Origin of the sequence: Pseudomonas sp. TYF_14 (assembly GCF_043105275.1) — a bacterium.
Lineage (GTDB): Bacteria > Pseudomonadota > Gammaproteobacteria > Pseudomonadales > Pseudomonadaceae > Aquipseudomonas > Aquipseudomonas alloputida.
On sequence record NZ_JBICLK010000035.1, the window covers coordinates 101912 to 124211 of the forward strand.

Genomic DNA, 22300 nt, shown 5'->3' on the forward strand with positions numbered 1-22300 from the left:
CGGTAGCCGCGACAATGGTGAACGGCAGGTGGACATTGGCTAGTAGGCCCGGCTCTTTCGCGGGTAAACCCGCTCCTACAGGGGCTTGTGGTTTCCCTTTGAGAGCGCCGCTCAGCGTATCTGGTGCTTGTGCAACAACCGATAGAACGTCGGCCGTGAAATGCCCAGCACCTTGGCCGCCACGCTCAGGTTGTCGCTGTGCCGGTTGAGCACATCGCACAGTGCCTGGCGCTCGGCGCGCTGCTTGTATTCTTCCAGCGTGCCCAGCGGTTGTTGTTCCGGGTCGAGCAGCTGCAACCCCAGGTCTTGCGCCTCGATCTGCCGCCCTTCAGCCAACACCAACCCCCGGCGCACGCGGTTGGCCAGTTCGCGCACATTGCCCGGCCAGTCATGCCGCCCCATCGCCGCCAGGGCATGGTCGCTGAACGACCGTGGCCGACGCCCGGTCTCCACGCTGTAGAAATGGGCAAAATGGTTGGCCAGCATCGACAGGTCACCATGCCGGTCGCGCAACGGCGCGGTCACCACCTGCAAGACGTTCAGGCGGTAATACAGGTCTTCGCGGAAACGCCCTTGCTCGATGGCCCGCTCAAGGTCCACATGGGTGGCCGCCAGCACCCGTACATCCACCGGTATGGGCTGGCTGCCACCCACCCGCTCGATGTGCTTCTCCTGCAAGAAACGCAGCAAGTTGGCCTGCAATTCCAACGGCAGGTCGCCGATTTCATCAAGAAACAATGTGCCGCCATCGGCCGCTTCGATACGCCCGGTCTTGCGCTGGTGAGCACCGGTAAAGGCGCCCTTCTCATGGCCGAACAGTTCGGACTGGATCAAGTGCTCGGGGATGGCCCCGCAGTTGATCGCGATGAACGGCTGCTCGCTGCGTTGCGACTGGCGGTGCAGGGTGCGCGCCACCAGTTCTTTGCCGGTGCCGCTCTCACCGCGGATCAGCACCGGCGATTCGGTGGGTGCCAGTTTACCCAGCAACTTGCGCAACTCGCGGATAGGCCGGCTTTCGCCGAGCAACTCATGGGTCGTCTCATCGACCTTGACGGCCCCCTTGCCGCGCAAGCGCGCCATGCCGAAGGCCCGGCCCAGGGTTACCTGCACGCGGGAGACGTCGAACGGCAGGGTATGGAAGTCGAAAAACCACTCACACACAAAATCACCGAACGCCGGCATGCGCAGCTGGTCGGCGCTGAGCACGGCAATCCATTCGGTGTTGCTGCGCTTGATCATGTCCTTGACCGCGTCCGGGTGCCTCAGGTGCGAAGCCTGCAAACGCAATAACCCGACATCGCACGTGTGGTCCAACGCGGCCCCGAGCATACAGCTGTCCACATCCCACCCTGCGTTGCGCAGGCCAGGTAACAAGCGGTGACAATCGTCGCAGGGGTCGACGATAAGCAAACGGCGTTGAGCGGCAGGCTGCTGCATGACCGATCCTTGGCGCCAGTTTTTGGTTTTTTGAAATAAAACAGCAAGTTGTGGCGCCCGTTTAACAGTAGCAACGAAGTTGACGGTGCCCAGTACCGTCTGTCTGCCGAATCATTTTTTTACAAACCGCCACGGGAATTTTCGCACTTTATCGACATCACATGGCGGCGCAGGCAAGAACAGTGTCGACCCTGAAAAAAATTTACAGCCAATGTGTGACTTACCCACGAACAACGAGCATCAGTAGACATAACCCCGCGCTGCACTTCGCGATCAATGAGGCGACTTTGAAGCAACGCGGACTTCACTTCGATGTTTGGGACCATAGAGAGACCGAACCATGAATGCCCCGCTCCGTGTCAACGAAGCACTGCTGATTGCCGACCACGCCTTCGAACCTTTCCAGTGCGTAGCCTGGGATGCACCCAACGGTACTGGTGAACTGAGCCTGGCAGTGATCGACCGGACCAGCACCCGCATCGGCGCCAAGCAGGTGTCGTCGCGCATCTACTCCGACCCGGCCCAATGGGCCAGCCTGATCGAAGAAGTGCGCGCCGAATTGTGTGAAAAGGGCTACGACCTGCAACCGTGGTCGATGCCGAAGTAATATTGGCCAGCACAACAAGTGCGTGCATGGTCACGCACTTGTACAACTTCTCTGTTGCTGTTGTGGCAACTTTCCCAATTGCGACAAAGTGTCGCAACCTGCCAGTTCAATCCATCACCCTGAATTGTTGCAAGTGCTGGTAATCAGCCTGCAATTGTTCTGCCAGACGCTGCGCGCGTCCCAGGCGCACGGGCGCCAGTTCCATATCGACCAACAACGTGGCGCACGGCATCGGCTGCACGGTATTGCTGTGCTGCAGGCGACCGTCGGTGAACACCAGGCAACGCAAGGCCTCTTGCGGATGGGCTCGCTGCCGCGCCTGTAGCCAGTGCCGCGCCTGTTCCAGTGCGGCGATCAGCGGCGTGCCCCCACCTGCTCCCAAGGCCTGCAGCCAGGGTTGCAAGGCAGCGGATGCCTTCAGCCCGTGGCGCTGCCACTGTGGTGTGCGCCCGCTGGCAGTCAGCAGGGCCAGGCGGGCGCGTTGTCGATAGGCTTGGTCGAACAACGCCGCCAGCAGCCCTTTGGTCTGCGCCAGCGCCTGATGGCGCCGGGTTGAAGCCGAGGCATCGACGATCACCAGCCACAACTCAGCAGGCCTGCCTTGGCGCTGCTGCCAGCACAGGTCCTGTCGCTGGCGTGGCCGCCCTTTGAGCAAGGTCGGCAGCCAGGCTACCCGGCCGGCCGCCGCATTTCGCACGAGGCCACGGCGGGTACCGTTCTGCTTGCCTATGCCCGCTCTGGCATCCGCCCCTTTGGCTGGTGGCTGGGGGATGCTCAGGGCTTTTTTGCCCAGTTCGGCACCTCACGGCGGGCGCCGCTGGCCACCGGCTGTGCCGGTAATGCCCCCCAGTCGCCCTGCCCGCCCCGTTCACCCGGGTTGCCGGCACCAGGCTGAGGGTCGGGCGGCTGTGGCGCCGACGGCGGGTTGGCCTGGGGCGTCATACGGCGGCGATGGCGCAAGGCGAATTCGGCCACCGCCTCGACATCCACTTCTTCGATAGCTGCAGCCCCCCGCCAGGCACAGTGGGCGCGCGCAGCGCGCAGCCACACCAGGTCGGCGCGCAAGCCGTCCACGCCGGCGGCGTAGCAGCGCTCGGTAATCCAGGCCAGCGCCTGGTCATCCAGGGCAATGTCGGCCAGGGCCTGGCGCGCCGCCTGGCAGCGCTCGCGCAGTTGCGCCTGGGCCTGGGCCCAGTGTGCGCAGAACGCCTGAGGGTCACTGTCAAAGGCCAGGCGCCGGCGAATGATCTGCTGCCGGGCCTCGGGCTCCGGCAAACCCTCCAGCGCCACGTTCAGGCCAAACCGGTCGAGCAACTGCGGGCGCAGTTCGCCCTCTTCCGGGTTCATGGTGCCGATCAGTACAAAGCGGGCGCTGTGCCGATGCGAGATACCGTCACGCTCGATGCGGTTTGTGCCGCTGGCAGCCACGTCAAGCAACAGATCGACCAAGGTGTCGGGCAGCAGGTTGACCTCATCGACATACAGCACACCGCCGTCGGCCTGGGCCAGCACGCCCGGGGAAAACTGCGCCTTGCCCTGCCCCAGCGCGGCATCCAGGTCGAGGGTGCCGACCAGCCGCTCTTCACTGGCGCCCAATGGCAAGGTGACGAACGGGCCTTCGCCAAGCAGGTCGGCCAGGCCACGGGCCAGGGTGCTCTTGGCCATGCCACGCGGCCCTTCGATCAACACACCACCGATCCTGGGGTCGATGGCGGTCAGGCACAGCGCCAGCTTGAGGTCGTCTGCACCGACCACGGCCGCCAGCGGAAATTGTACGGGTTCACTCATTTCAAGCCTGTTCCTCGCCATCGAGCAGTTGGTCCTCAAGGGCTTCGCGGTAGTCGCCCGGCGCCTGCCACAAGCCGCGCTGCTGGGCCTCCAGCAGGCGCTCGGTGAGGTCGCGCAGGGCCTCGGGGTTGTGCTCGCGCATGAAATCGCGGGTCGCCGGGTCGAGCACATAGGCATCGGCCAGCCCCTGGTAATGATGGTCGTCGATCAGGTGCGTGGTGGCGTCGAAGGCGAACAGGTTGTCGACTGTCGCGGCCATCTCGAAGGCACCCTTGTAGCCGTGACGCTTGATCCCGTCGATCCACTTGGGGTTGAGCGCACGGGCACGGATCACCCGGTTCAGCTCTTCCTTGAGGGTACGGATGCGCGGTCGGTCGGCCTGGCTGTGGTCGCCATGGTAGCTGGCCACCACCGCCCCGGACAGGGTTTCCGAGGCCGCCAGCATGCCGCCCTGGAACTGGTAGTAATCGTTGGAATCGAGCAGGTCGTGCTCGTGGTTGTCCTGGTTCTGCAGCACCGCCTGCACCTTGGCCAGGCGCTGGGCGAACTGGGCGCGGGCCGGGGTGCCGTCGTCGCTGCCGCCGTAGGCATAGCCGCCGTGGTTGAGGTAGACCTCTGCCAGGTCGTCGCGGCTGTGCCACAAGCGCCCGTCGATGGCGTTCTGCACCCCGGCACCGTATGCGCCGGGTTTGGCACCGAACACCCGCCAGCCAGCCTGACGTGCAGCCTGCTCGGCATCCACGCCTTGAGCCTGCAGCGCGGCCCGCTCGCTGCGCACGCGGGCAGCCAGGGGGTTGAGGTCGTCAGGTTCGTCCAGCGCGGCCACGGCCTGCACGGCGGCGTCGAACAGGCGGATCAGGTTACCGAAGGCATCGCGGAAGAAGCCGGAAACGCGCAAGGTCACGTCCACCCTGGGGCGGTCGAGCAGGCTCAACGGCAAGATTTCGAAGTCGTCGACGCGCTGGCTGCCGGTGGCCCAGACAGGCCGCACGCCCATCAGCGCCATGGCCTGCGCGATGTCGTCGCCGCCGGTGCGCATGGTCGCCGTGCCCCACACCGACAGGCCGAGCTGACGCAAATGATCGCCGTGGTCCTGCAGATGGCGCTCGAGGATCAGGCTGGCCGAGGCGAAGCCCAGGCGCCAGGCTGTGGTGGTGGGCAGGTTGCGCACATCCACGGTATAGAAGTTGCGGCCAGTGGGCAGCACATCGAGGCGCCCTCGGCTAGGCGCACCACTGGGGCCGGCGGGCACGAAGCGCCCGGCCAGTGCCGCCAGCAGGCCATGCATTTCCGCCGTGCCGCAGGCGTCCAGGCTGGGTGCGACCGCTTCACGCAGGGCCTGCACTACAGCGTGCACCGGTTGCCACTCACTCAGGTCGGGTAACTGTGCCGTGCCCTCCAATGCCTGCCCGATCACCTGCAGTGCCAGCAGCTCAAGGCGCTCGCGGGTGTCGCCACAGGTGCGCCAAGGTTCATTGCTCATGGCCTGCAGCTGTTCAGGGCGTATGCCCTGCCACGGCTGCCCAAGGTCGCAGTCGAGCGGGTCCCAGCCCGGCACCAGTGCTTTGGCCAAAGCCCGCAGCAGGCTGGCATTACCCCCACGACCGTCGCCACGCTCGACCCGCAACAACGCCAGCAGCGTATCCAGGCGTAGCCGCCCTTCAGGTGACTGACCAAACACGTGCAGGCCATCGCGAATTTGCGACTCCTTCAGGTCGCACAGGTAGGTATCCAGACGTGGCAGCCATAGTGCCGCATCGTCCAGTTGCCCTTCCAGTTGCAATTCACGGTCGATGTGGTTGGCCTTGACCAGCTCGAGGATGTCACGCTGCAACTCGCGGGCACGTCGAGGGTCGAGCAACTGCGCTTCATAGAACTCGTCGGCCAGTTGTTCCAGGTGGCGCAGCGGGCCATAGGTTTCGGCACGGGTCAGCGACGGCATCAGGTGGTCAATGATCACCGCCTGGGTGCGGCGCTTGGCCTGGGCACCCTCGCCCGGGTCGTTGACGATGAACGGGTAGATGTTCGGCAGCGGACCCAGCAGCGCGTCCGGCCAGCACTGCGCCGACAGCCCGACGCCTTTGCCGGGCAGCCATTCGAGGTTGCCATGCTTGCCGACGTGGATCACCGCATCGGCGGCAAATGCGTGACGCAACCAGAAGTGAAATGCCAGGTAGCCGTGCGGCGGCACCAGGTCAGGGTCGTGATACACCGCGCTGGGGTCCACCTGGTAGCCCCGCGCCGGCTGGATACCGACGAAGGTCAAGCCAAAGCGCAGGCCGGCAACCATCAGCCGGCCGCTGCGGAACATCGGATCCTGTTCGGGCGGCCCCCAGCGTTCCAGCACTGCCTGGCGGTTGGCCTGCGGCAGGCGCTCGAAGGCCACCTGGTAATCGGCCAGGCTCAGGCTCTGGGCACAGGGGCGCTGGTCGAGGTGGTCGAGGTCGTTGGTCACCCCACCGAGCAGCTGATGGATCAGTTGCGTACCGCTGCCCGGCAATTCGGCCAGCGGGTAGCCTTCGGCCTGCAGCGCCTTGAGGATGTTGAGTGCGGCGGCGGGCGTGTCCAGGCCGACGCCATTGCCAATGCGGCCGTCGCGAGTCGGGTAGTTGGCCAGCACCAGGGCCACACGCTTCTGGGCATTGGGCAGGCGGGCCAGCTCGACCCAGCGGCGGGCCAGCTCGGCGACAAAGTCCATGCGCTCGGGGTGGGCGCGGTAGCAGACAACGTCGGACTGGCTGCGCTCGCTGCGCCAGGCCATGTCCTTGAAGCTGACCGGGCGCGTGATAATGCGCCCGTCCAGCTCCGGCAATGCAATGTGCATGGCCAGGTCGCGCGCGCCCAGGCCCTGCTCGCTGGCTTCCCAGCCAGGCTGGTTGTCCTGCGCACAGATGGCCTGCAGCACCGGGATGTCGCGGCGAAACGGGCGCAGGTTGGGGCGCTCGGGGCTGGACAAGGCGAAACCGGTGGTATTGACCAGCACTTCGGCGCCGACCTCGTCCAGCCAGGCTTCGACCTGTTCCAGGCAGGCGCTTTCCTTGAGGCTGGCCACGGCGATCGGCAACGGGTTCAGGCCGGCAGCCTGCAGGCGCTGGCAGAACACGTCGATGAAGGCGGTATTGGCCGCTTGCAGGTGCGAACGGTAGAACAGCAGCGGTGCCACTGGCTGCTCGGGGTGCCAGTGTGGGTACCAGTCCTCGAGTGTCGCGCTGCCCTTGGCGGGGTGATAGACCGCCGTGCGCGGCAAAGGCTGCGGCTCGTCCCAGGCATAGTCGCGGCCCAGCCATTGGCTGGCCAGGCAGTTGAACAGGTTGATGGCGTTGGCCTTGCCGCCCTGGCGCAGGTAATGCCAAAGCCGCTCGGCCTGCTCACCGCGGACGTTGCCCAGGCTGGTCAGCTCCGGGTCCGGGCGGTCATCGCCCGGCACCAGAATCAGCTGCACGCCACGGGCGGCCAGCTCGACCAGTTGTTCGACGCCGTAGCGCCAGTAGCCAACGCCACCGTGCAGCGACACCAGGATGACCTTGGCGTGGCGCAGCACCTGGTCGACATACAGGTCGACCGAGGCATGGTTCTGCACCTGCATCGGGTTGGCCAGACGCAGGCTGGGAAAGTCTTCGGGCAATTGCTCTGCGGTGTCGGCGAGCAAGGCCAGGTGTGAATCGCCGCTGCAGAGAATCACCAGCTCGGCGGGTGTCTGGCCGAGGTCGGCAATGCTGTCATCCGGTACGAAACCACCGGGCTGAGTCCGCAGCAGGTGCATGGGTCAGGCGCCCAGCGCCTGGCGCAGGCGCGCCTCCAGCTGGGCAGCATCGAGGTCCTGGCCGATCAGCACCAGGCGGGTGATGCGCGGCTCGTCGGCGCGCCAGGCGCGGTCGAAGTGCTTGTCGAAACGGGTGCCCACGCCTTGTACCAGCAGGCGCATCGGCTTGCCCGGGATGGCGGCGAAGCCTTTGGCGCGCAGGATACCGAACTCCACCACCAACTGGGTCAATGCATCGAGCAGCAGGCTTTCGTCGGCTTCAGGCAGGTCGATGGAGATGGAGTCGAAAGCGTCGTGGTCATGATCGTCATGATCGTCGCCATCGTGGTGCGAATCGTGGTGGGTTCGGCGGCTATCGATATGCGCCTCGGACTCGGCACCCACGCCCAGCAGCACCTCCAGTGGCAGCTTGCCGCTGCTGGCCTCGATCACTTTCACCGCCGGCGGCAGTTCTTCGGCCACCTCGGCACGCACCTTGGCCAGGCCTTCGGCGTCGATCAGGTCGGCCTTGTTCAACACCACCAGGTCGGCGCTGGCCAGCTGGTCAGCGAACAGCTCGTGCAGGGGCGATTCATGGTCCAGGTTAGGGTCGAGCTTGCGCTGGGCATCGACCTGGTCCGGGTAGGCGGCAAAGGTGCCAGCGGCCACGGCCGGGCTGTCGACCACGGTAATGACCGCATCGACGGTGCAGGCGTTGCGGATTTCCGGCCACTGGAACGCTTGTACCAATGGCTTGGGTAGGGCCAGGCCGCTGGTTTCGATGAGGATGTGGTCGAGGTCGCCACGGCGGGCTACCAGCTCGCGCATCACCGGGAAGAATTCTTCCTGCACGGTGCAGCACAGGCAGCCGTTGGCCAGCTCGTACACACGGCCGCTGGCTTCTTCCTCGGTGCAACCGATGCTGCACTGCTTGAGGATTTCGCCATCGATGCCCAGTTCGCCGAATTCGTTGACGATGACCGCAATGCGGCGCCCCTGAGCGTTGTCGAGCATGTGGCGCAGCAAGGTGGTCTTGCCCGAGCCGAGGAAGCCGGTGACGATGGTGACGGGGAGCTTGGCCAGTGTTTTCATGTCGCATTGCCCTTGGCAGTGTGGCGCGGGCATGCAGGACGACAGCCGCGGGCCAGGCCGGCCGGGCTTGTTCGCCACCGGATCACCCCGCCCGGTTGAAAGTCGAAAACGTGACGAGGCAGGTCTCCTGGCTTGCACCGTTCCATGTCCCCGTTCGGGCTGGCGGGATGACGCCTTCCCGCGCGTTGGCGCAGTGGCTGTGTCGATCCGTTGTCGGTGCTTACAGTTGCGGGGGCAGCCGCGGCTTGTACCGCGTTCCCGTCTTAGCTTCGGCCAGGCCGAAGAACCTCGAAGTGGCAAGGCTACGCAGTGGCTGGCGGGTGGTCAACCATTGCTGCGGGGCCGGTCGACAACGCTGGGCGCAAGTGCGCTACAGTGGCGCCTTATCCACGGTCAAGGACGCACCATGCCCCTCGCCCCCGCCATACCTGTACTGCGCATATTCTCGATCGACAAGGCCAAGGAGTTCTACCTCGATTTCCTGGGTTTCAGCCTGGACTGGGAGCACCGCTTCAGCCCGGACTTGCCGTTGTACATGCAGATCCACCGTGATGGCCTGATCCTGCACCTTTCAGAGCACCATGGCGATGCCTGCCCTGGCTCGACCGTGTTCGCCCGCCTCGACGACCTGCACGCGCTGGAGCGTGAATTGCAGGGTAAACAGTACGGTTTCGCCCGGCCTGAGGCCGAGCGCATGGATTGGGGCCTGCAGATGCAGGTGTGGGACCCGTTCGGCAACCGCCTGCGCTTTTGCCAACAGATCGATGACGAGGCCAACCCGTGAAGGCATTGGGCAAACGCGAAATGGGCCGCCTGGAGCGGGAGTTGGTCGCGTGCCTGACCGATGCCTGCGAAACCGCCAAGGCGGAGATTGTCGGCTTCAGTTGGCTTACCCATCGCCTCGACCCCGAGGACTTTCCGGGCAGCCTGCGTATTACCTGGGTATTCGAGCAAGAGGCCGATAAAGCCGCTGCAGTGGCGGGCGACGCAAAGGCACGTATGCTGGCACTGACCTGCCAGGCATTGGACCACGCCGGAATACAGCTGGACCATCCCGCTTGGCATGTACGCTATGACAGCGAAGAGGCCTGTGCACGGGTGCATGGCGGGGACTGGGGAAAACGCCTGCAGGGGCATTGACCCTGCGGTTTGACGATAGTATCGCTTCGCACCCTATCAATTCGTGACTGGCCGTTCCCGATCCGCCAAGGATGTATTAAGGTGGCATGGTGCGCATATAACAGCAGCCCGAGCGATCGGGCACTTGCAAGACAATGAGGGTGTCATGAGCAACGAAAGCATTAATTGGGACAAGCTGGGTTTCGACTACATCAAGACCGACAAACGCTACCTGTCCGTATGGCGCAATGGCGAGTGGGACAAGGGCACCCTGACCGAAGACAACGTACTGCACATCAGTGAAGGCTCCACGGCCCTGCACTACGGCCAGCAGTGCTTCGAAGGCCTGAAGGCCTACCGTTGCAAGGACGGCTCGATCAACCTGTTCCGCCCGGACCAGAACGCGGCCCGCATGCAGCGCAGCTGCGCACGCCTGCTGATGCCGCACGTGCCGACCGATGTGTTCATCGAAGCGTGCAAGCAAGTGGTCAAGGCGAATGAAAAGTTCGTGCCACCGCACGGCAAAGGCGCCCTGTACCTGCGCCCGTTCGTGATCGGCACCGGCGACAACATTGGCGTGCGCACCGCCCCCGAGTTCATCTTCTCGGTGTTCGCCATCCCCGTTGGTTCGTACTTCAAGGGCGGCATGAAGCCGCACAACTTCCAGATTTCCAGCTTCGACCGTGCTGCCCCACAGGGCACCGGCGCGGCCAAGGTCGGTGGCAACTACGCTGCCAGCCTGCAGCCGGGCGCTGAAGCGAAGAAGGCCAACTTCGCCGACGCCATCTACCTCGACCCGCTGACCCACACCAAGATCGAGGAAGTCGGTTCGGCCAACTTCTTCGGCATCACCGCCAACAATGAGTTCGTCACCCCGAAATCGGCCTCGGTACTGCCCGGCATCACCCGCCTCTCGCTGATGGAACTGGCGCAATCGCGTCTGGGCCTGACCGTGATCGAAGGCGATGTCGAGATCAGCAAGCTGGACCGCTTCGTCGAAGCCGGTGCCTGCGGCACCGCAGCCGTGATCACCCCGATCGGCGGCATCGAGTACAACGGCAAGCTGCACGTGTTCCACGATCTGGAAAAGGTCGGCCCGGTTACCCAGAAGCTCTACAACGAGCTGACCGGTATCCAGAGCGGCGATGTAGAGGCACCGGCAGGCTGGATCGTCAAGGTCGCCTGAGACGCATCAGCTGAATGAAAACGGGGCATGCCAGCAATGGCATGCCCCGTTTTTTCATGTGTTTACACGGCCCCCTCGTAGGAGCGGGTTTACCCGCGAATAGGCCACACCCGCCAGCCAATAATGCCTGGGAGATCACCGTTGTCAGTGCAGCCGCATTAGCGGGCAAGCCCGCGCCGGGTGACAGAATCATGCCACACGCCGCTGCACCAGCAGGTGCCGGGCTTTGTCGAACGCCCAGTTGTAGACCACGGTGTAGGGCAGGATGATCACGAAGAAGCCCAGCTCCACCATGAATGCCTGCAGCAGCGAAATCTCCAGCATCCAAGCCGCCACCGGCAGGCACCACACCACCAGGCCGGCTTCGAAGCCAAGACCGTGCACGAAACGCGTACTGGCCTTCCAGTTGATGCGTTCGGTTTGCACCCAGCGATCGACCAGTACGTTGTAGACCATGTTCCACAGCATGGCGATCACCGACAGGGTCACCGCCAGCGCGCCCGCTGTTGCCAACGACTTGCCCATGATCCAGGACAGCAGCGGCGCACACAGCAGTACCGCAAAAACTTCATAGCCAACGGCGTGGACCAGGCGTTCGGTGAAAGACACGTTTTTCATTGCAAATTCCATCCATTGCGGGAGTCGTGCTTCCCATTTTCTTTGATAGAACTGATACTCGCGACATAGCTACCATCGGTTTTATCAATACCATGCGTTACTCTCCCGAAGCTCTGGTCGCCTTTACCGAAGCCGCCTCACTCGGTTCTTTTTCTGCGGCGGCGCGCAAGCTGCGCAAAAGCCAGTCCACTGTCAGCATCGCCATCGCCAATTTCGAGGCCGATATCGGCTGCCCGCTGTTTGACCGCAATGGCCGCCACCCCACGCTCAATGAGGCGGGCAGGCAGGTGCTGAGCCATGTCGAAGCAATTCTCGAGGCCAGCGCCCAGCTCGATGCGCTGGCAGTGCGACTGGCGCAAAATGTCGAGGCGCTGGTATCTGTGGTGATGTCGGACAGCTACAGCGTAACGTTCCAGGGGGCGGTGATGACTCGTTTCGCCCAGCACTACCCCCATACCGAGCTACGCTGCGGCCCGGCGGAGGACGCTGATGTAATCGAGATGATCCAGCAGGGCCTGGCCCATGTCGGCATCCTTGCCACACAGCCCGGCTACCCCGCCGACGTGGCCGTGGCGCGCTTGCCGGAGCAGGCAGAGTTCGGCGTGTATGTCGCCAGCGAGCATCCGCTGGCAAGCCTGCCGCAAGTACAGGCACAGCATCTGGAGAACGCCCGACAGCTGTATATCAAGACCTATGCCCCCAGCCTGCACCACGGCCGTGGCCAAGCGTGGTCGGCACCGGATTACCTTACCCTGCTGGAGTTCGCCGTACGCGGGTTTGGCTGGGCCGAGCTGCCCAGGGCGCTGGTAAAACGGTTTGGCAACGAGCTGGTGGAGTTGCAGATAGCGGGCTACCCCCGGCGGGTGGATATGGATGTGGCCTGGTCGAGCCGGCGTGCCTTGGGGCCGGCCGGGCAATGGCTGGTGCGACAGATGTTGGGGCAATAGTTGTGTCGCCTGCCCGAACTTGAAGTGCGCCCAGACACAACAACCGGTACACCCAGCGACAAGCCTTCCCCCCACCCCGCCCCTTAGCCTGTCACCACGCGCCGCCCCGCCGCGGCACGCACCTAAAGCACAAGAACAAACGTTGGTGACCTATGCAGACAGTAGATCCGATCACCCTTGCGGTTGTCCGGGGTGCGCTGGAGACAGCGCAACGCGAAATGACCCTGACCCTGGAAAAGACCGGGCGCTCCAGTGTGTTCAACCTCGCCCACGACTATTCCAACTCGCTGTTCGACCACTTGCCGGAAATGATCCTGCAGGGCCAGGACATTCCCATCCACCTGGGCTCGCTGATCCCGGCCATGAAGTGCGTGGCCGAGTTCTTCGGCGACGACATCGCCGAAGGCGACGTGATCTACCACAACGACCCCGCCTACAAGGGCAGCCATATTCTCGACTGCTGCATGTACAAACCGGTGTATTACCAGGACGAGCTGGTGTTCTGGACCGTTTGCAAGGGCCACCTGACCGACATCGGCGGCCCGGTGCCGGCGGGTTACAACCCCGATGCCAAGGAGATCTACGCCGAGGGCCTGCGCATTCCACCGGTCAAGCTGTGGGAAAAGGGCAAGCGTCGTGAGGACGTGATCAACTTCATGCTCACCAACATGCGCGCCCGCCCTTATCAGGAAGGTGACCTCAATGCCCAGTATGGCGCCTGCAAGGTCGGCGAGCGGCACTTGCTGGAGCTGCTGGACAAATACGGCGTGGCACAGGTGCGTGCCTGCATCGCCGAACTGAAGAACATGGCCGACCGACACATGCGGGCGCTGTTGCGCGATGTGCCGGATGGTGACTACAGCGGCACCGCCGTGCTCGAAGATGCCGGCCACGGCCTGGGTGAACTGGCCATCACCGCCCATGTGCAGATCCGTGGCGACCAGGCCCATGTGCGCATCGAAAGCCCGCCGCAGGTGCCGTACTTCATCAATTCCTATGAGGGCAACTCGGTATCCGGGGTGTACCTGGGGCTGATGATGTTCGCCCAGGTGGCGCCGCCTTACAACGAAGGCCTGTATCGCTGCGTAACGGTCGATGTCGGCCCCAGGGGTACGCTGTGCAATGCCGAGGAACCCGCGCCCCACGTCAATTGCACCACCACGCCGATGGAAACCCTCGCCGATGCCGTGCGCACTGCGCTGGAACAGGCCTCGCCACAGCGGGTAACGGCCTCCTGGGGGCATACCAGCGGCATCAACATTGCCGGCCGCGACCCGCGCAACGGCAATAGCGAGTACGTGACGATGGTGCTGGCCTCGATCATTTCCGGAGCCGGTGCCAACAAGGTGATGGATGGCTGGCACGCCTGCGGCCCGCTGTGCTGCTTCGGGGCGCTGATGAGCGGTGATATCGAGCTGCTCGAACACGCGTATCCGGTGCTGATCCACCGCTACAGCCTGATGGCTGACAGTGGTGGCGCCGGTGAATTGCGCGGTGGTTCGGGCACCCGCCTGGAGATCGAACCGCTGGACCACGCCATGACCGTGGTCGGCTTCGGCGAGGGCCGCCAGTTGCCCACCGCCGGTGCCGCCGGGGCTCGCAATGCCCTGCTCGAGCCCAAACTGGGCCGGCTGATCCATCGCCATGCCGATGGCCGCGAAGACCACTACACGCAGAACCCCATGCTCACCCTGCAGCCCGGCGAACGCATCATCAACATCAACCCAGGGGGTGGTGGCTACGGCGACCCACTTCGCCGTCGGGTCGCAGCAGTACTGGAGGACGTGCGCAACGGCCTGGTCTCGCCACAAGGCGCAGCCCTGGAATATGGCGTGGTCCTCGATGCCGATGGCCAACTGAACGAAACAGCCACCCGCCTCGCCCGCGCCCCACGCTAACCGGAGAACACGCATGCGTAACCAATATCGCCTGGGCGTAGACGCCGGCGGCACTTTCACCGATTTCATCCTGGCCGATCGCGACGGCGGCGTGCAGCTGTTCAAGGCCCCGTCCACGCCCCAGGACGGCACCCTGGCCATTCGCGCCGGCCTGGCACAGATCGCCGACGCCACCGGGCGTAGCCCGGCCGAACTGATCGCCAACTGTGACCTGTGCATCAACGGCACCACCGTGGCCCTCAACGCGCTGATCGAGCGCACCGGGGTCAAGGTGGGCCTGCTGTGCACCGAGGGGCACGAGGACAGCCTGGAAATCCGCCTGGGGCACAAGGAAGAAGGACACCGCTACGACGCCCACTACCCGCCGGCACACATGCTTGCCCCACGCCACCTGCGCCGCCCGATCGGTGGCCGAATCCTTGGCGATGGCCGTGAGCACAGCCCGCTGGACGAAGCCGCCATCCATGCCGCCATCGACTACTTCCGTGCCGAAGGCGTGCAGGCCGTGGCCATTTCCTTCCTGTGGTCGGTGCGCAACCCCAGCCACGAACAGCGGGCCGCCGAACTGGTACGGGCTGCCCTGCCGGAAGTGTTCGTCTGCACCGGCTGCGAGGTGTTCCCGCAGATTCGCGAATACACCCGCACCTCCACCACCGTGGTCAACGCCTACCTTAGCCCGGTAATGGCACGTTACGTGGCGCGCATCGACAGCCTGTTCCAGGAACTTGGCGCACAGCAGCCAGTACGCTACTTCCAGTCCAATGGCGGGTTGGCGCCCGGGCACCTGATGCGTGAGCGCGCCGTCAACGCGATCAACTCCGGTCCGGCCTCGGCACCACAAGCCGGGTTGGCGGTAGCGAGGCCGTTCGGTATAGACAACGTCATTACCGTGGACATGGGCGGCACCTCGTTCGACATCACCCTGACCAACGCCGGACGCACCAACTTCAGCAAGGACGTGGACTTCCTGCGCCAGCGCATCGGCGTGCCGATGATCCAGGTGGAGACCCTGGGTGCCGGCGGTGGCTCCATCGCCCATCTGGACGAGTTTGGCATGCTCCAGGTCGGACCGCGCAGCGCCGGCGCCATGCCTGGGCCGGTGTGCTACGGCAAGGGTGGCCGCGAACCCACGGTCACCGACGCCAACCTGGCTCTTGGCTACCTGCCCGACGGCGCACTGCTGGGCGGCAGTATCCGCCTGAACCGCCAGACCGCGCTGGACGCCATCCGGAGCAAGATCGCCGAACCGCTGGGCATCAGTGTGGAACGCGCGGCATTCGGCATCACTACCCTGGTCAACCTGAACATGGTGAACGGCATCCGCCGCGTATCGATCGAGCGCGGTCACGACCCGCGTGACTTCGCCCTGATCGGCGCGGGCGGTGCGGCGGGCATGCACGTGGTGCGCCTGGCCGAAGAAATTGGCATGCACACCGTGCTGATCCCCAAGGTGGCCTCGGGCTTGTGTGCGTTCGGCCAGATCCTGTCCGACGTGCGCTACGACCAGCTCACCAGCCTGTCGATGCGCCTGGACGCCGGGCACGTCGACCTGGCGCAACTCAACCAGGCCCTCGCCGAACTACGTCAGCAAGGCCTTGCCAACCTGCGCGAAGACGGCTTTGGCGACCAGGCCAGCAGTTGCCACTACACCCTGGAGATGCGCTACCTGGGGCAGATTCATGAGTGCAGTGTGGACCTGCAGCAGCACAGCCTGGACGAGGCAGGGCTGGCCGCGCTGATCAGCCGCTTCCACAGCCGGCACCAGACCCTGTACTCGTACAGCGAACCCGCCAGCCCGGTGGAGCTGGTGAACCTGGAGTGCTCGGTGATCGGCCACCTGCCACGCCCGCCGCAACCCGAGCTGCAGGGGCCGGCCGAGCCCCCCGCCCCCACCGCGCAATCCGTCCGCCCGATGCTGTTCAGTGCCGACGGTGAATGGCAGCCCACACCGGTGTTCAACGGCAACCACCTGTTGCCTGGGCAGACCGTGCATGGCCCCTGTGTGATCGAGGAAGACACCACCAATATTGTCCTGCCACCCGGCTGGCAGGCTCGCCTGGAGCCTTCGGCCACCTACCGGGTGACACGCGGGGGTTGATCTTGCGGTCGGCGCGCGCCGATCATGGGCCTGATAACCGCCCGGCAGTTTTGCGCTGCCGGGCGGTTCGTACAATAACAAGAGCTGCTTGAGTAGCTTGCCTGCAGTTCCTTTTTTCAATGCTGCCCTCTTTGAAAAAGGACCCACCATGCCCACAGAACTCTCGACCCACGGCTGGCCACAGCCAGAGCGCCAGGTACGCTGGGCCGAAGCCATCAGTGACACCTATTTCCCATTGAGCCTTGAATTTGCTGCCGGACAGCCGTTCGATGGCCACCTGCAGCGCTGGAGTACGCCGAGCACGCCGCTCAGCCTGTCGCGCCTGCGGTCCAGCCAGCTGGGTTACTCGCGCAGCAAAGCGCACATCGGCCAGGACCATGAAGCGTTCTACCTGGTGACCGTGCCGCATGGCAGCGAGGTGCACTTTGAACAGGACGGCCACCAGATCAGTTGCAGCCCGGGCGGTTTCATCGTCGAGCGCGGCGATGCACCCTACCGCTTCCACTACGGCACGCAGAACGACTTGTGGGTGCTCAAGCTGCCCGAGCGTGCGCTCAAAGCCAACCTGCTGGGGCACAAGCGCTATACCCGGCATTGCTTCGACGCCCGTCAGGGCCTGGGGCGCATCTTCGTCGAGCAACTCGACCTGTGTGCCCGCCATTTCGACACCAGCCCCCCGGCAGCCCGGCATTTACTGCTGGAACAGGCCTCCGCCACCCTGCTGCTGGCCTTGCAGCAGGATGAGCGCGTGCTGGGCAGCGAAGGCAGCAACCTCAGCACCCTGCACCTGACGCGGGTCGAGCAGTACGTGCAGCAAAACCTGGGTGACCCCGAGCTGTCGCCACAAACCATCGCCGGCGCCTGTGGGCTGTCGCTGCGTTATCTGCACAAGCTGTTCGCGATCACGCCCTACACCCTTAATGAGTGGGTACGCCTTCAACGCCTGGAGGCCGTGCACCGGCAACTGCGCGACCCGCATTGCCACCTGGCCATCGGCGAACTGGCATTTCGCTGGGGTTTTGCCGACCAGGCGCAATTCACCCGCGCGTTTCGCCAGCAGTATGGGTGCACGGCGAGCGAAGTGCGGGCTACGCGTACGCACTGATAAAAGCTACGGAAACGTGCCCGCTTGCACAGGGGCCGCAGCTGCGTTGGCTGTGCGGGCTCAATCCCCCGCCGCCACATCCACCACTTTCCAGCTGTCATCCGGGTCGAAGCGTTTCATCTCCTTCGCCAGCCTGTCGCCATGCGGCCCGAGGTCTTTCTCGAACACTTGGCCGTCATGGCTGATCATGAAGCTCATCACCCCGGTGTCGTCGTACTTGGCCGGCCAGGCGACCATGGCGAAGCCACGGCTCATCTGGTTGCCGATCAGGTAGCTGTAGGCACCGCCCGGGGCGGATGGGCCCTGTGCATCCAGGATGCGGAAGTGGTAGCCATACCAGGCGTCACCGACCACATCCTGGCCGAACAGCGGGCCCAACGGGCTGACGTCACCGTCGCCATCGTCATCCCAATACAGCCCGTCATGCTTGCCCGGCTCGCTGAAAATCTTCTGTGCGTACTCCAGCGCACCATTGCCGTTATGGTCCTGGGTCGCGTAGTCCATTTGCGCATCGTGATAGGCCAACAGCGACTGCAGAACACCCAGCTCGTTGCGCCCGATACGACGGGCGCGGATTTCGGCACTGCCCGCCTTGAGGTCGAAGCGCCAGCCCTGGCTGGTTCTGGTCAGCGGTATGGGCAAGGTCCAGTGACCGGCGCCCACCGCCAGGATGGCCTTGCCCTCGCCTGACATGTCGATGCTGTGCTGTGCGCGATACTGCTCGAGAAAGGTATCCACATCGCTGCGTTGCACACCACCGCGCGGTATGTAGGTGCGCCAGTCATCGCCCAGCAACTGGGCCAGGCGGGCTTCATCAGGTTTTTCCTGGCCCAGCGCCGCGACAAAGGCTTCCACGGCCTTCTCCGGCGTTGGGAAGGCTTGCTGGGCAGCGGCCACGAACGACCAGGCCAGACCTGCCGTCAGCAGCAATGCAGCGAGTGTTGGGCGCTTCATCGACGGCCTCCTGCGCCGCGACGCGCGGGCGCACTGGGCCGGGAGATCTGGTGCCCGGCGGCACGCGACGCACCGGGCCGCTGAGCGAACGACTGGCTGGTACGGCCGCGGTTGGCCTGCACGCTGGTGCGCGACGGCGAGCGCACACCGTCGAAGGCATTGTTGCGGGCACGGCCTGCCGTATTGGCAGGACGGCTCTGCGCCGGCTGCCGCACCTGGCCGTCGCCCTGCCGGCGTTAATTGGCCAGGTTGCCGTTCTGCTGGCGGCCTTGGTCATTGCGGGTTTCCTGCCGACGGTCAGTAGCCCGCGCGCCATCATCCCGGGACAGCATGCGGTTGCCGTCGGGACTGCCTGCCTTGGCCTCGCGCATTTGCTCGCGGGCCTGACGGTTACTGGTAGCCGGCCGTTCGATACCTGCGCGGTCCATCGATGCCCTGGCTTTGTCTCGGGCCTGGGCCCGTTGGGCGTCGTCGCCGCGGAACGCGGTGCGCTGAGTGGCACCGTCCAGTTGGCGGCCATACTGCTGACGGCTGCGAGAGTCGCGGTATGGCACACCGTCTCGGTTGGCGGAATTGTGCTGCCATTTGTTCTGGTTGTTGGTGATGCGGTTGTTGACGTTGAGGTTGTTGTAGCGGTTGACGTCAATGTCGATGTCATTGTTGTCCCAGTCGCAATCGCCCCACAACGAGGCGACAATCGCCACGCCGGTACCGAAGGCCAGGCCGGCCACCAGCGCGGAACCGGGGTAGTACATGGGCGGCGGTGGGTAATACACCGGCGGCGAGGCCGGGTAGGCCCAGGTGCCATAGGTGGTGGTCGGGTTATAGCTGGGCACATACACCACTTGCGGGTCGGCCGGCTCGATGACGATGGTGGTGGGCGGGCTGCTGGCCGCTGCCCCTTGGGTGCTGCTGCCGCTGGCGGCTGGCGCAGGTGCAGGTGCGGTCTGCACGGTTACATTCTGGTACTGGCTGCTCTGCAGATTGCCGGCGGCCTGCGCCTGGTGGCGCAAACGCTGCACGCTGCCCATGACATCATCGGGCTGGGCGAGGAAAGCATCGCCCAGGCGCTGCACCCAGACCGGGTCCTGGCCAAGCGTTGCCAGCACCTGCGGGAAGGCCACCAGTGCCTGTACGCTAGGGTCCCAGGGCTGCTTGGCCACTTGCCTGACTGCATCGTCGCCGGTGGCCTTGGGGTTGGCCTTGGACCAGGTCACGGCTTCATTGACCTGCCCCGGGTAGGTTGACGCCATCAGCACCTGAGCCAGCAACTGATCAGGGTACAAGGCAATGGGGGCCAGCATCTGGTCCAGTTGCTCCTGGGAGAACACCGGGTCCTTGGCTACGAGCGTGGCAGCGGAAGGCGCCGGATCCGGCGCGGGCACGTCTGCGGCCTGCACCAGGCCAGGGGCAGCGCTCAGGCAAAGCAGTGCCGACAGGACAGCAAACAATGGCATGCGCATCGCTTATCCCCATGAGGTCAGACCGCGTGGGTTAAGGGTAGCAATGGCAGTGCTTTTGACCAGACGAGGGGACGCAAACTTTTCGCGCTTCAAAGGTGGGATGGTTGATGCGTTCGAGTCTATAGGTGGACTTCGCTGGAACCGTCGATAGTCACTATCGAGCAGGGCAATTTCTACCGAACGCTGTGGCCGCATAACCTAGCGCCATCCCCACGCTGCTTCCTAGACTGCCCTGGAGCTAACCGATGAACACCTTGGCCCGCCAGCTGTCCGCCACCCTTGTCGCTTCTGCCATCGCCGTGATCAGCGGCTGTGCCAGCCACCCTGAACTGCGCCCGTACACCGCCGAGGAAACTCGCCAGTTGCAACTGGAAGCCTTGCAGCGCCGCGGCCTGTCACTGGACAATTACGAGCAGCAACGGCGGGTGATCCTGCGTGCCGGTAACCTGCCTGTCGTGACCGAAGCTGCCGACGCTGAACCTTCGACCAAAGGCTGAACGGGCTAACCGGCGGTTCCCTCCCTCCACCTGCGCAGGTATCCTCTACCGCTCAACCGCAAGCCTTCCAGGACGGAGACCATGATCAGGCCCCTTCTGTTGCTGAGTGCTGCGCTGCTTTTAAGCCCCGCGTCGCAAGCCCAGCAGATGAAACGCCAACTGGGCGATTTCGACTTCACACTCGGCACCACCCCCTCACGCAGCATGGCGCAAGGGCTTATCTCACCCAGTGCCGTTGGCGCATTCCATGGCGGACTCGACCTCAGCCACCCCAATGGCTGGTACCTGGGCCAGTACGCCCCAAGCATGGGCGTCACCCCCAACTCGACCCTGCGCCTGGACAGCTACCTGGGCTACAAGCACCATTTCGACAGCAGCCTGGGCTACGAGGTAGGGTTGATCCATTACAGTCAGCCCAATATCGCAGGCCCCGACAGCTACGCCCTGTATGGGGGGATCTCGGTGCTGGGCAGCCGCTTCGGCGGGGCGCTGCGCGACAACCCCGACAACCGCACGGGCACGCTGTTCGCCGACTTCGGCCATCTGCCGATGTTCGACGTCGACTTCACCGTCAAGCTCGCCCACCACCGCCTGGGCACGCCGTTCACCATTGGCGATGGCAGCCAGGTGAATACCTTTTCCGATTGGTCGCTGGAGCTGTCGCGGCCCTGGCTGGGCATCGACCTGAACCTGATCTACAGCAACTCCAGCCTCAGTGGCGCGAGCTGCGATGCCTATTCGGGCATCAATACCTATTGCGACAGCGTGGTCACATTCAAGGCCCAGCGCAGCTTTTTTTAACGGCGCGGCGCCAGCGCCAGGGCAATGCCGCCCAACACCACCACACAGGCGATCAACAAGCGCAATGACACCGGTTCGCCAATCAGGGCAACCCCGCCCAGGGCGGCAATCACCGGCACACTCAGTTGCAGGGTCGCCGCCTGTTGCGCACTGATCTGCCTGACCACGCCATACCAAACGGCATAGCCTGCGCCAGAAGCCAGCACACCGGAACCCAAGGCATACAACAAGCCAAGTGGCGTGAGGTGCGGGCCGGCACCCAGCAACAGCATCGGTAGCAGCAGCACAAGGCACGGCAAGCTGCGGGCAAAATTGCCGGCAGTGTCGGCCAGCGGCCTGGGCGAGCCTTTGCCCAGTAGCGTATACACCCCCCAGGCCACACCGGACAGGGCCATCAGCAAGGCACTGGCCAACGGCGGCGCCGAGACGCCAGGCAACAGCAGCACCAGTAGGCCGGTAAAGGCAATCAGCATGCCCAGCAGCATGCGTACCGTGATGTGTTCGCCCCTGTACCACGCGAAGCCGAACATAGTGATCTGCACGGCACCGAACAGCAACAACGCCCCCACCCCTGCCCCCAGTTGCAGGTAAGCCGCAGAAAACAGGAACGCGTACAGGAACAGGGCCAAGCCGCCCCACCAACTGCCGCCCATGGTGTGCACCGGGCTGCGCAGGCGAATCAGCAACAGCAGAAACAGCGCTCCACTGGCCAGGCGTACCGCGGTGAAGGATACCGGGTCGATGGCCCCGTCTTTCAGCGCCAGCCGGCAGAACACCGAGTTGGCGGCAAACGCCACCAGACTGAAAAGGGCAGGCCAAAGCCAGGCGCTGGTCTTGCGGTCAGTAAGCGTGGTCGTGCCTGTACTCATGGTGTGGTCACCTCTGAGTGGGATTGTTGTTATAGCGGCATTTAGTCAGGACCGGCACCGATATACAAGGAAGAACCAC

At 64.4% G+C, this 22300-nt stretch carries 18 protein-coding genes, 1 pseudogene and 1 riboswitch; of the genes and pseudogenes, 10 read left to right on the forward strand and 9 right to left on the reverse strand.

Going from position 1 to position 22300, the window contains the following annotated elements; translation table 11 throughout:
* Nucleotides 1-111 precede the first annotated feature (111 nt).
* Nucleotides 112-1437, reverse strand: coding sequence for a sigma-54 dependent transcriptional regulator (locus ACF8O8_RS11990; RefSeq protein WP_019437001.1), 1326 nt, complete (start codon nt 1435-1437; stop codon nt 112-114).
* A gap of 340 nt (nt 1438-1777) precedes the next feature.
* Here ACF8O8_RS11990 and ACF8O8_RS11995 point away from each other — a divergent pair, with 340 nt between their 5' ends.
* Nucleotides 1778-2044: a hypothetical protein gene (locus ACF8O8_RS11995; protein WP_003247923.1), complete on the forward strand. Its 267-nt coding sequence runs from the start codon at nt 1778-1780 to the stop codon at nt 2042-2044.
* Between the two features lie 106 nt (nt 2045-2150).
* On the opposite strand, the gene ACF8O8_RS12000 is transcribed toward ACF8O8_RS11995, so the two are convergent.
* From ACF8O8_RS12000 to cobW, 4 genes are all read right to left on the reverse strand, one after another.
* Nucleotides 2151-2741 (reverse strand): VWA domain-containing protein, encoded by a 591-nt coding sequence (locus tag ACF8O8_RS12000; protein ID WP_010954364.1) that lies wholly within the window; start codon nt 2739-2741, stop codon nt 2151-2153.
* A gap of 77 nt (nt 2742-2818) precedes the next feature.
* Nucleotides 2819-3832: an ATP-binding protein gene (locus ACF8O8_RS12005; RefSeq protein WP_392509753.1), complete on the reverse strand. Its 1014-nt coding sequence runs from the start codon at nt 3830-3832 to the stop codon at nt 2819-2821.
* 1 nt (nt 3833) lies between these two features.
* Nucleotides 3834-7595: a cobaltochelatase subunit CobN gene (cobN, locus tag ACF8O8_RS12010; protein WP_392509754.1), complete on the reverse strand. Its 3762-nt coding sequence runs from the start codon at nt 7593-7595 to the stop codon at nt 3834-3836.
* Nucleotides 7596-7598: 3 nt separating this feature from the next.
* Nucleotides 7599-8666 (reverse strand): cobalamin biosynthesis protein CobW, encoded by a 1068-nt coding sequence (gene cobW / locus ACF8O8_RS12015; RefSeq protein ID WP_392509755.1) that lies wholly within the window; start codon nt 8664-8666, stop codon nt 7599-7601.
* A 99-nt stretch (nt 8667-8765) separates the two neighbouring features.
* Nucleotides 8766-8972, reverse strand: a riboswitch (cobalamin riboswitch).
* 100 nt (nt 8973-9072) lie between these two features.
* Here cobW and ACF8O8_RS12020 point away from each other — a divergent pair.
* From ACF8O8_RS12020 to ACF8O8_RS12030, 3 genes are all read left to right on the forward strand, one after another.
* Entirely contained in the window at nt 9073-9450 is a 378-nt protein-coding gene (locus tag ACF8O8_RS12020; protein ID WP_350297981.1) for a glyoxalase superfamily protein, read from the forward strand.
* The gene (locus ACF8O8_RS12025; RefSeq protein WP_010954368.1) at nt 9447-9806 is read left to right on the forward strand and encodes a hypothetical protein; all 360 of its coding nucleotides are present in this window, start codon (nt 9447-9449) and stop codon (nt 9804-9806) included. Before ACF8O8_RS12020 ends, ACF8O8_RS12025 begins: the two co-directional genes overlap by 4 nt.
* Nucleotides 9807-9951: 145 nt before the next feature.
* Nucleotides 9952-10971 carry a branched-chain amino acid aminotransferase gene (locus ACF8O8_RS12030; protein WP_003247906.1) on the forward strand — a complete coding sequence of 340 codons (1020 nt, stop codon included), beginning with the start codon at nt 9952-9954 and terminating at the stop codon, nt 10969-10971.
* 189 nt (nt 10972-11160) lie between these two features.
* Here the strand turns inward: ACF8O8_RS12030 and ACF8O8_RS12035 are convergent, their stop codons facing one another.
* Nucleotides 11161-11589, reverse strand: coding sequence for a multidrug/biocide efflux PACE transporter (locus ACF8O8_RS12035; protein WP_392509756.1), 429 nt, complete (start codon nt 11587-11589; stop codon nt 11161-11163).
* A 92-nt stretch (nt 11590-11681) separates the two neighbouring features.
* On the opposite strand from ACF8O8_RS12035, the gene ACF8O8_RS12040 reads away from it, so the two are divergent.
* The 4 genes from ACF8O8_RS12040 to ACF8O8_RS12055 all read left to right on the forward strand — a co-directional run bounded on the left by ACF8O8_RS12040 (nt 11682) and on the right by ACF8O8_RS12055 (nt 17637).
* Nucleotides 11682-12536 carry a LysR family transcriptional regulator gene (locus ACF8O8_RS12040; protein ID WP_010954371.1) on the forward strand — a complete coding sequence of 285 codons (855 nt, stop codon included), beginning with the start codon at nt 11682-11684 and terminating at the stop codon, nt 12534-12536.
* A 152-nt stretch (nt 12537-12688) separates the two neighbouring features.
* On the forward strand, nt 12689-14434 hold the full coding sequence (locus ACF8O8_RS12045; RefSeq protein ID WP_350297983.1) for a hydantoinase B/oxoprolinase family protein: 1746 nt from the start codon (nt 12689-12691) through the stop codon (nt 14432-14434).
* Between the two features lie 13 nt (nt 14435-14447).
* Entirely contained in the window at nt 14448-16532 is a 2085-nt protein-coding gene (locus ACF8O8_RS12050) for a hydantoinase/oxoprolinase family protein (protein ID WP_350297984.1), read from the forward strand.
* A 148-nt stretch (nt 16533-16680) separates the two neighbouring features.
* A complete protein-coding gene (locus tag ACF8O8_RS12055; protein WP_010954374.1) occupies nt 16681-17637 on the forward strand; it encodes a helix-turn-helix domain-containing protein in 957 nt (318 codons plus the stop codon).
* A gap of 60 nt (nt 17638-17697) precedes the next feature.
* On the opposite strand, the gene ACF8O8_RS12060 is transcribed toward ACF8O8_RS12055, so the two are convergent.
* Both ACF8O8_RS12060 and ACF8O8_RS12065 read right to left on the reverse strand, forming a co-directional pair.
* Nucleotides 17698-18591, reverse strand: coding sequence for a DUF2950 domain-containing protein (locus ACF8O8_RS12060; protein WP_010954375.1), 894 nt, complete (start codon nt 18589-18591; stop codon nt 17698-17700).
* Nucleotides 18588-20054: pseudogene (locus ACF8O8_RS12065) on the reverse strand (DUF3300 domain-containing protein). The gene ACF8O8_RS12060 and the pseudogene ACF8O8_RS12065 overlap by 4 nt, the downstream one beginning before the upstream one ends.
* A gap of 245 nt (nt 20055-20299) precedes the next feature.
* On the opposite strand from ACF8O8_RS12065, the gene ACF8O8_RS12070 reads away from it, so the two are divergent.
* Together ACF8O8_RS12070 and ACF8O8_RS12075 are read left to right on the forward strand one after the other, a co-directional pair.
* Entirely contained in the window at nt 20300-20551 is a 252-nt protein-coding gene (locus tag ACF8O8_RS12070) for a lipoprotein (protein ID WP_010954377.1), read from the forward strand.
* An 81-nt stretch (nt 20552-20632) separates the two neighbouring features.
* Complete coding sequence (locus tag ACF8O8_RS12075; RefSeq protein WP_010954378.1) at nt 20633-21352, forward strand: TorF family putative porin; 720 nt, start codon at nt 20633-20635, stop codon at nt 21350-21352.
* Here the strand turns inward: ACF8O8_RS12075 and ACF8O8_RS12080 are convergent.
* Nucleotides 21349-22221 carry a DMT family transporter gene (locus ACF8O8_RS12080; RefSeq protein WP_392509757.1) on the reverse strand — a complete coding sequence of 291 codons (873 nt, stop codon included), beginning with the start codon at nt 22219-22221 and terminating at the stop codon, nt 21349-21351. The genes ACF8O8_RS12075 and ACF8O8_RS12080 overlap by 4 nt on opposite strands.
* Between the last annotated feature and the right edge of the window lie 79 nt (nt 22222-22300).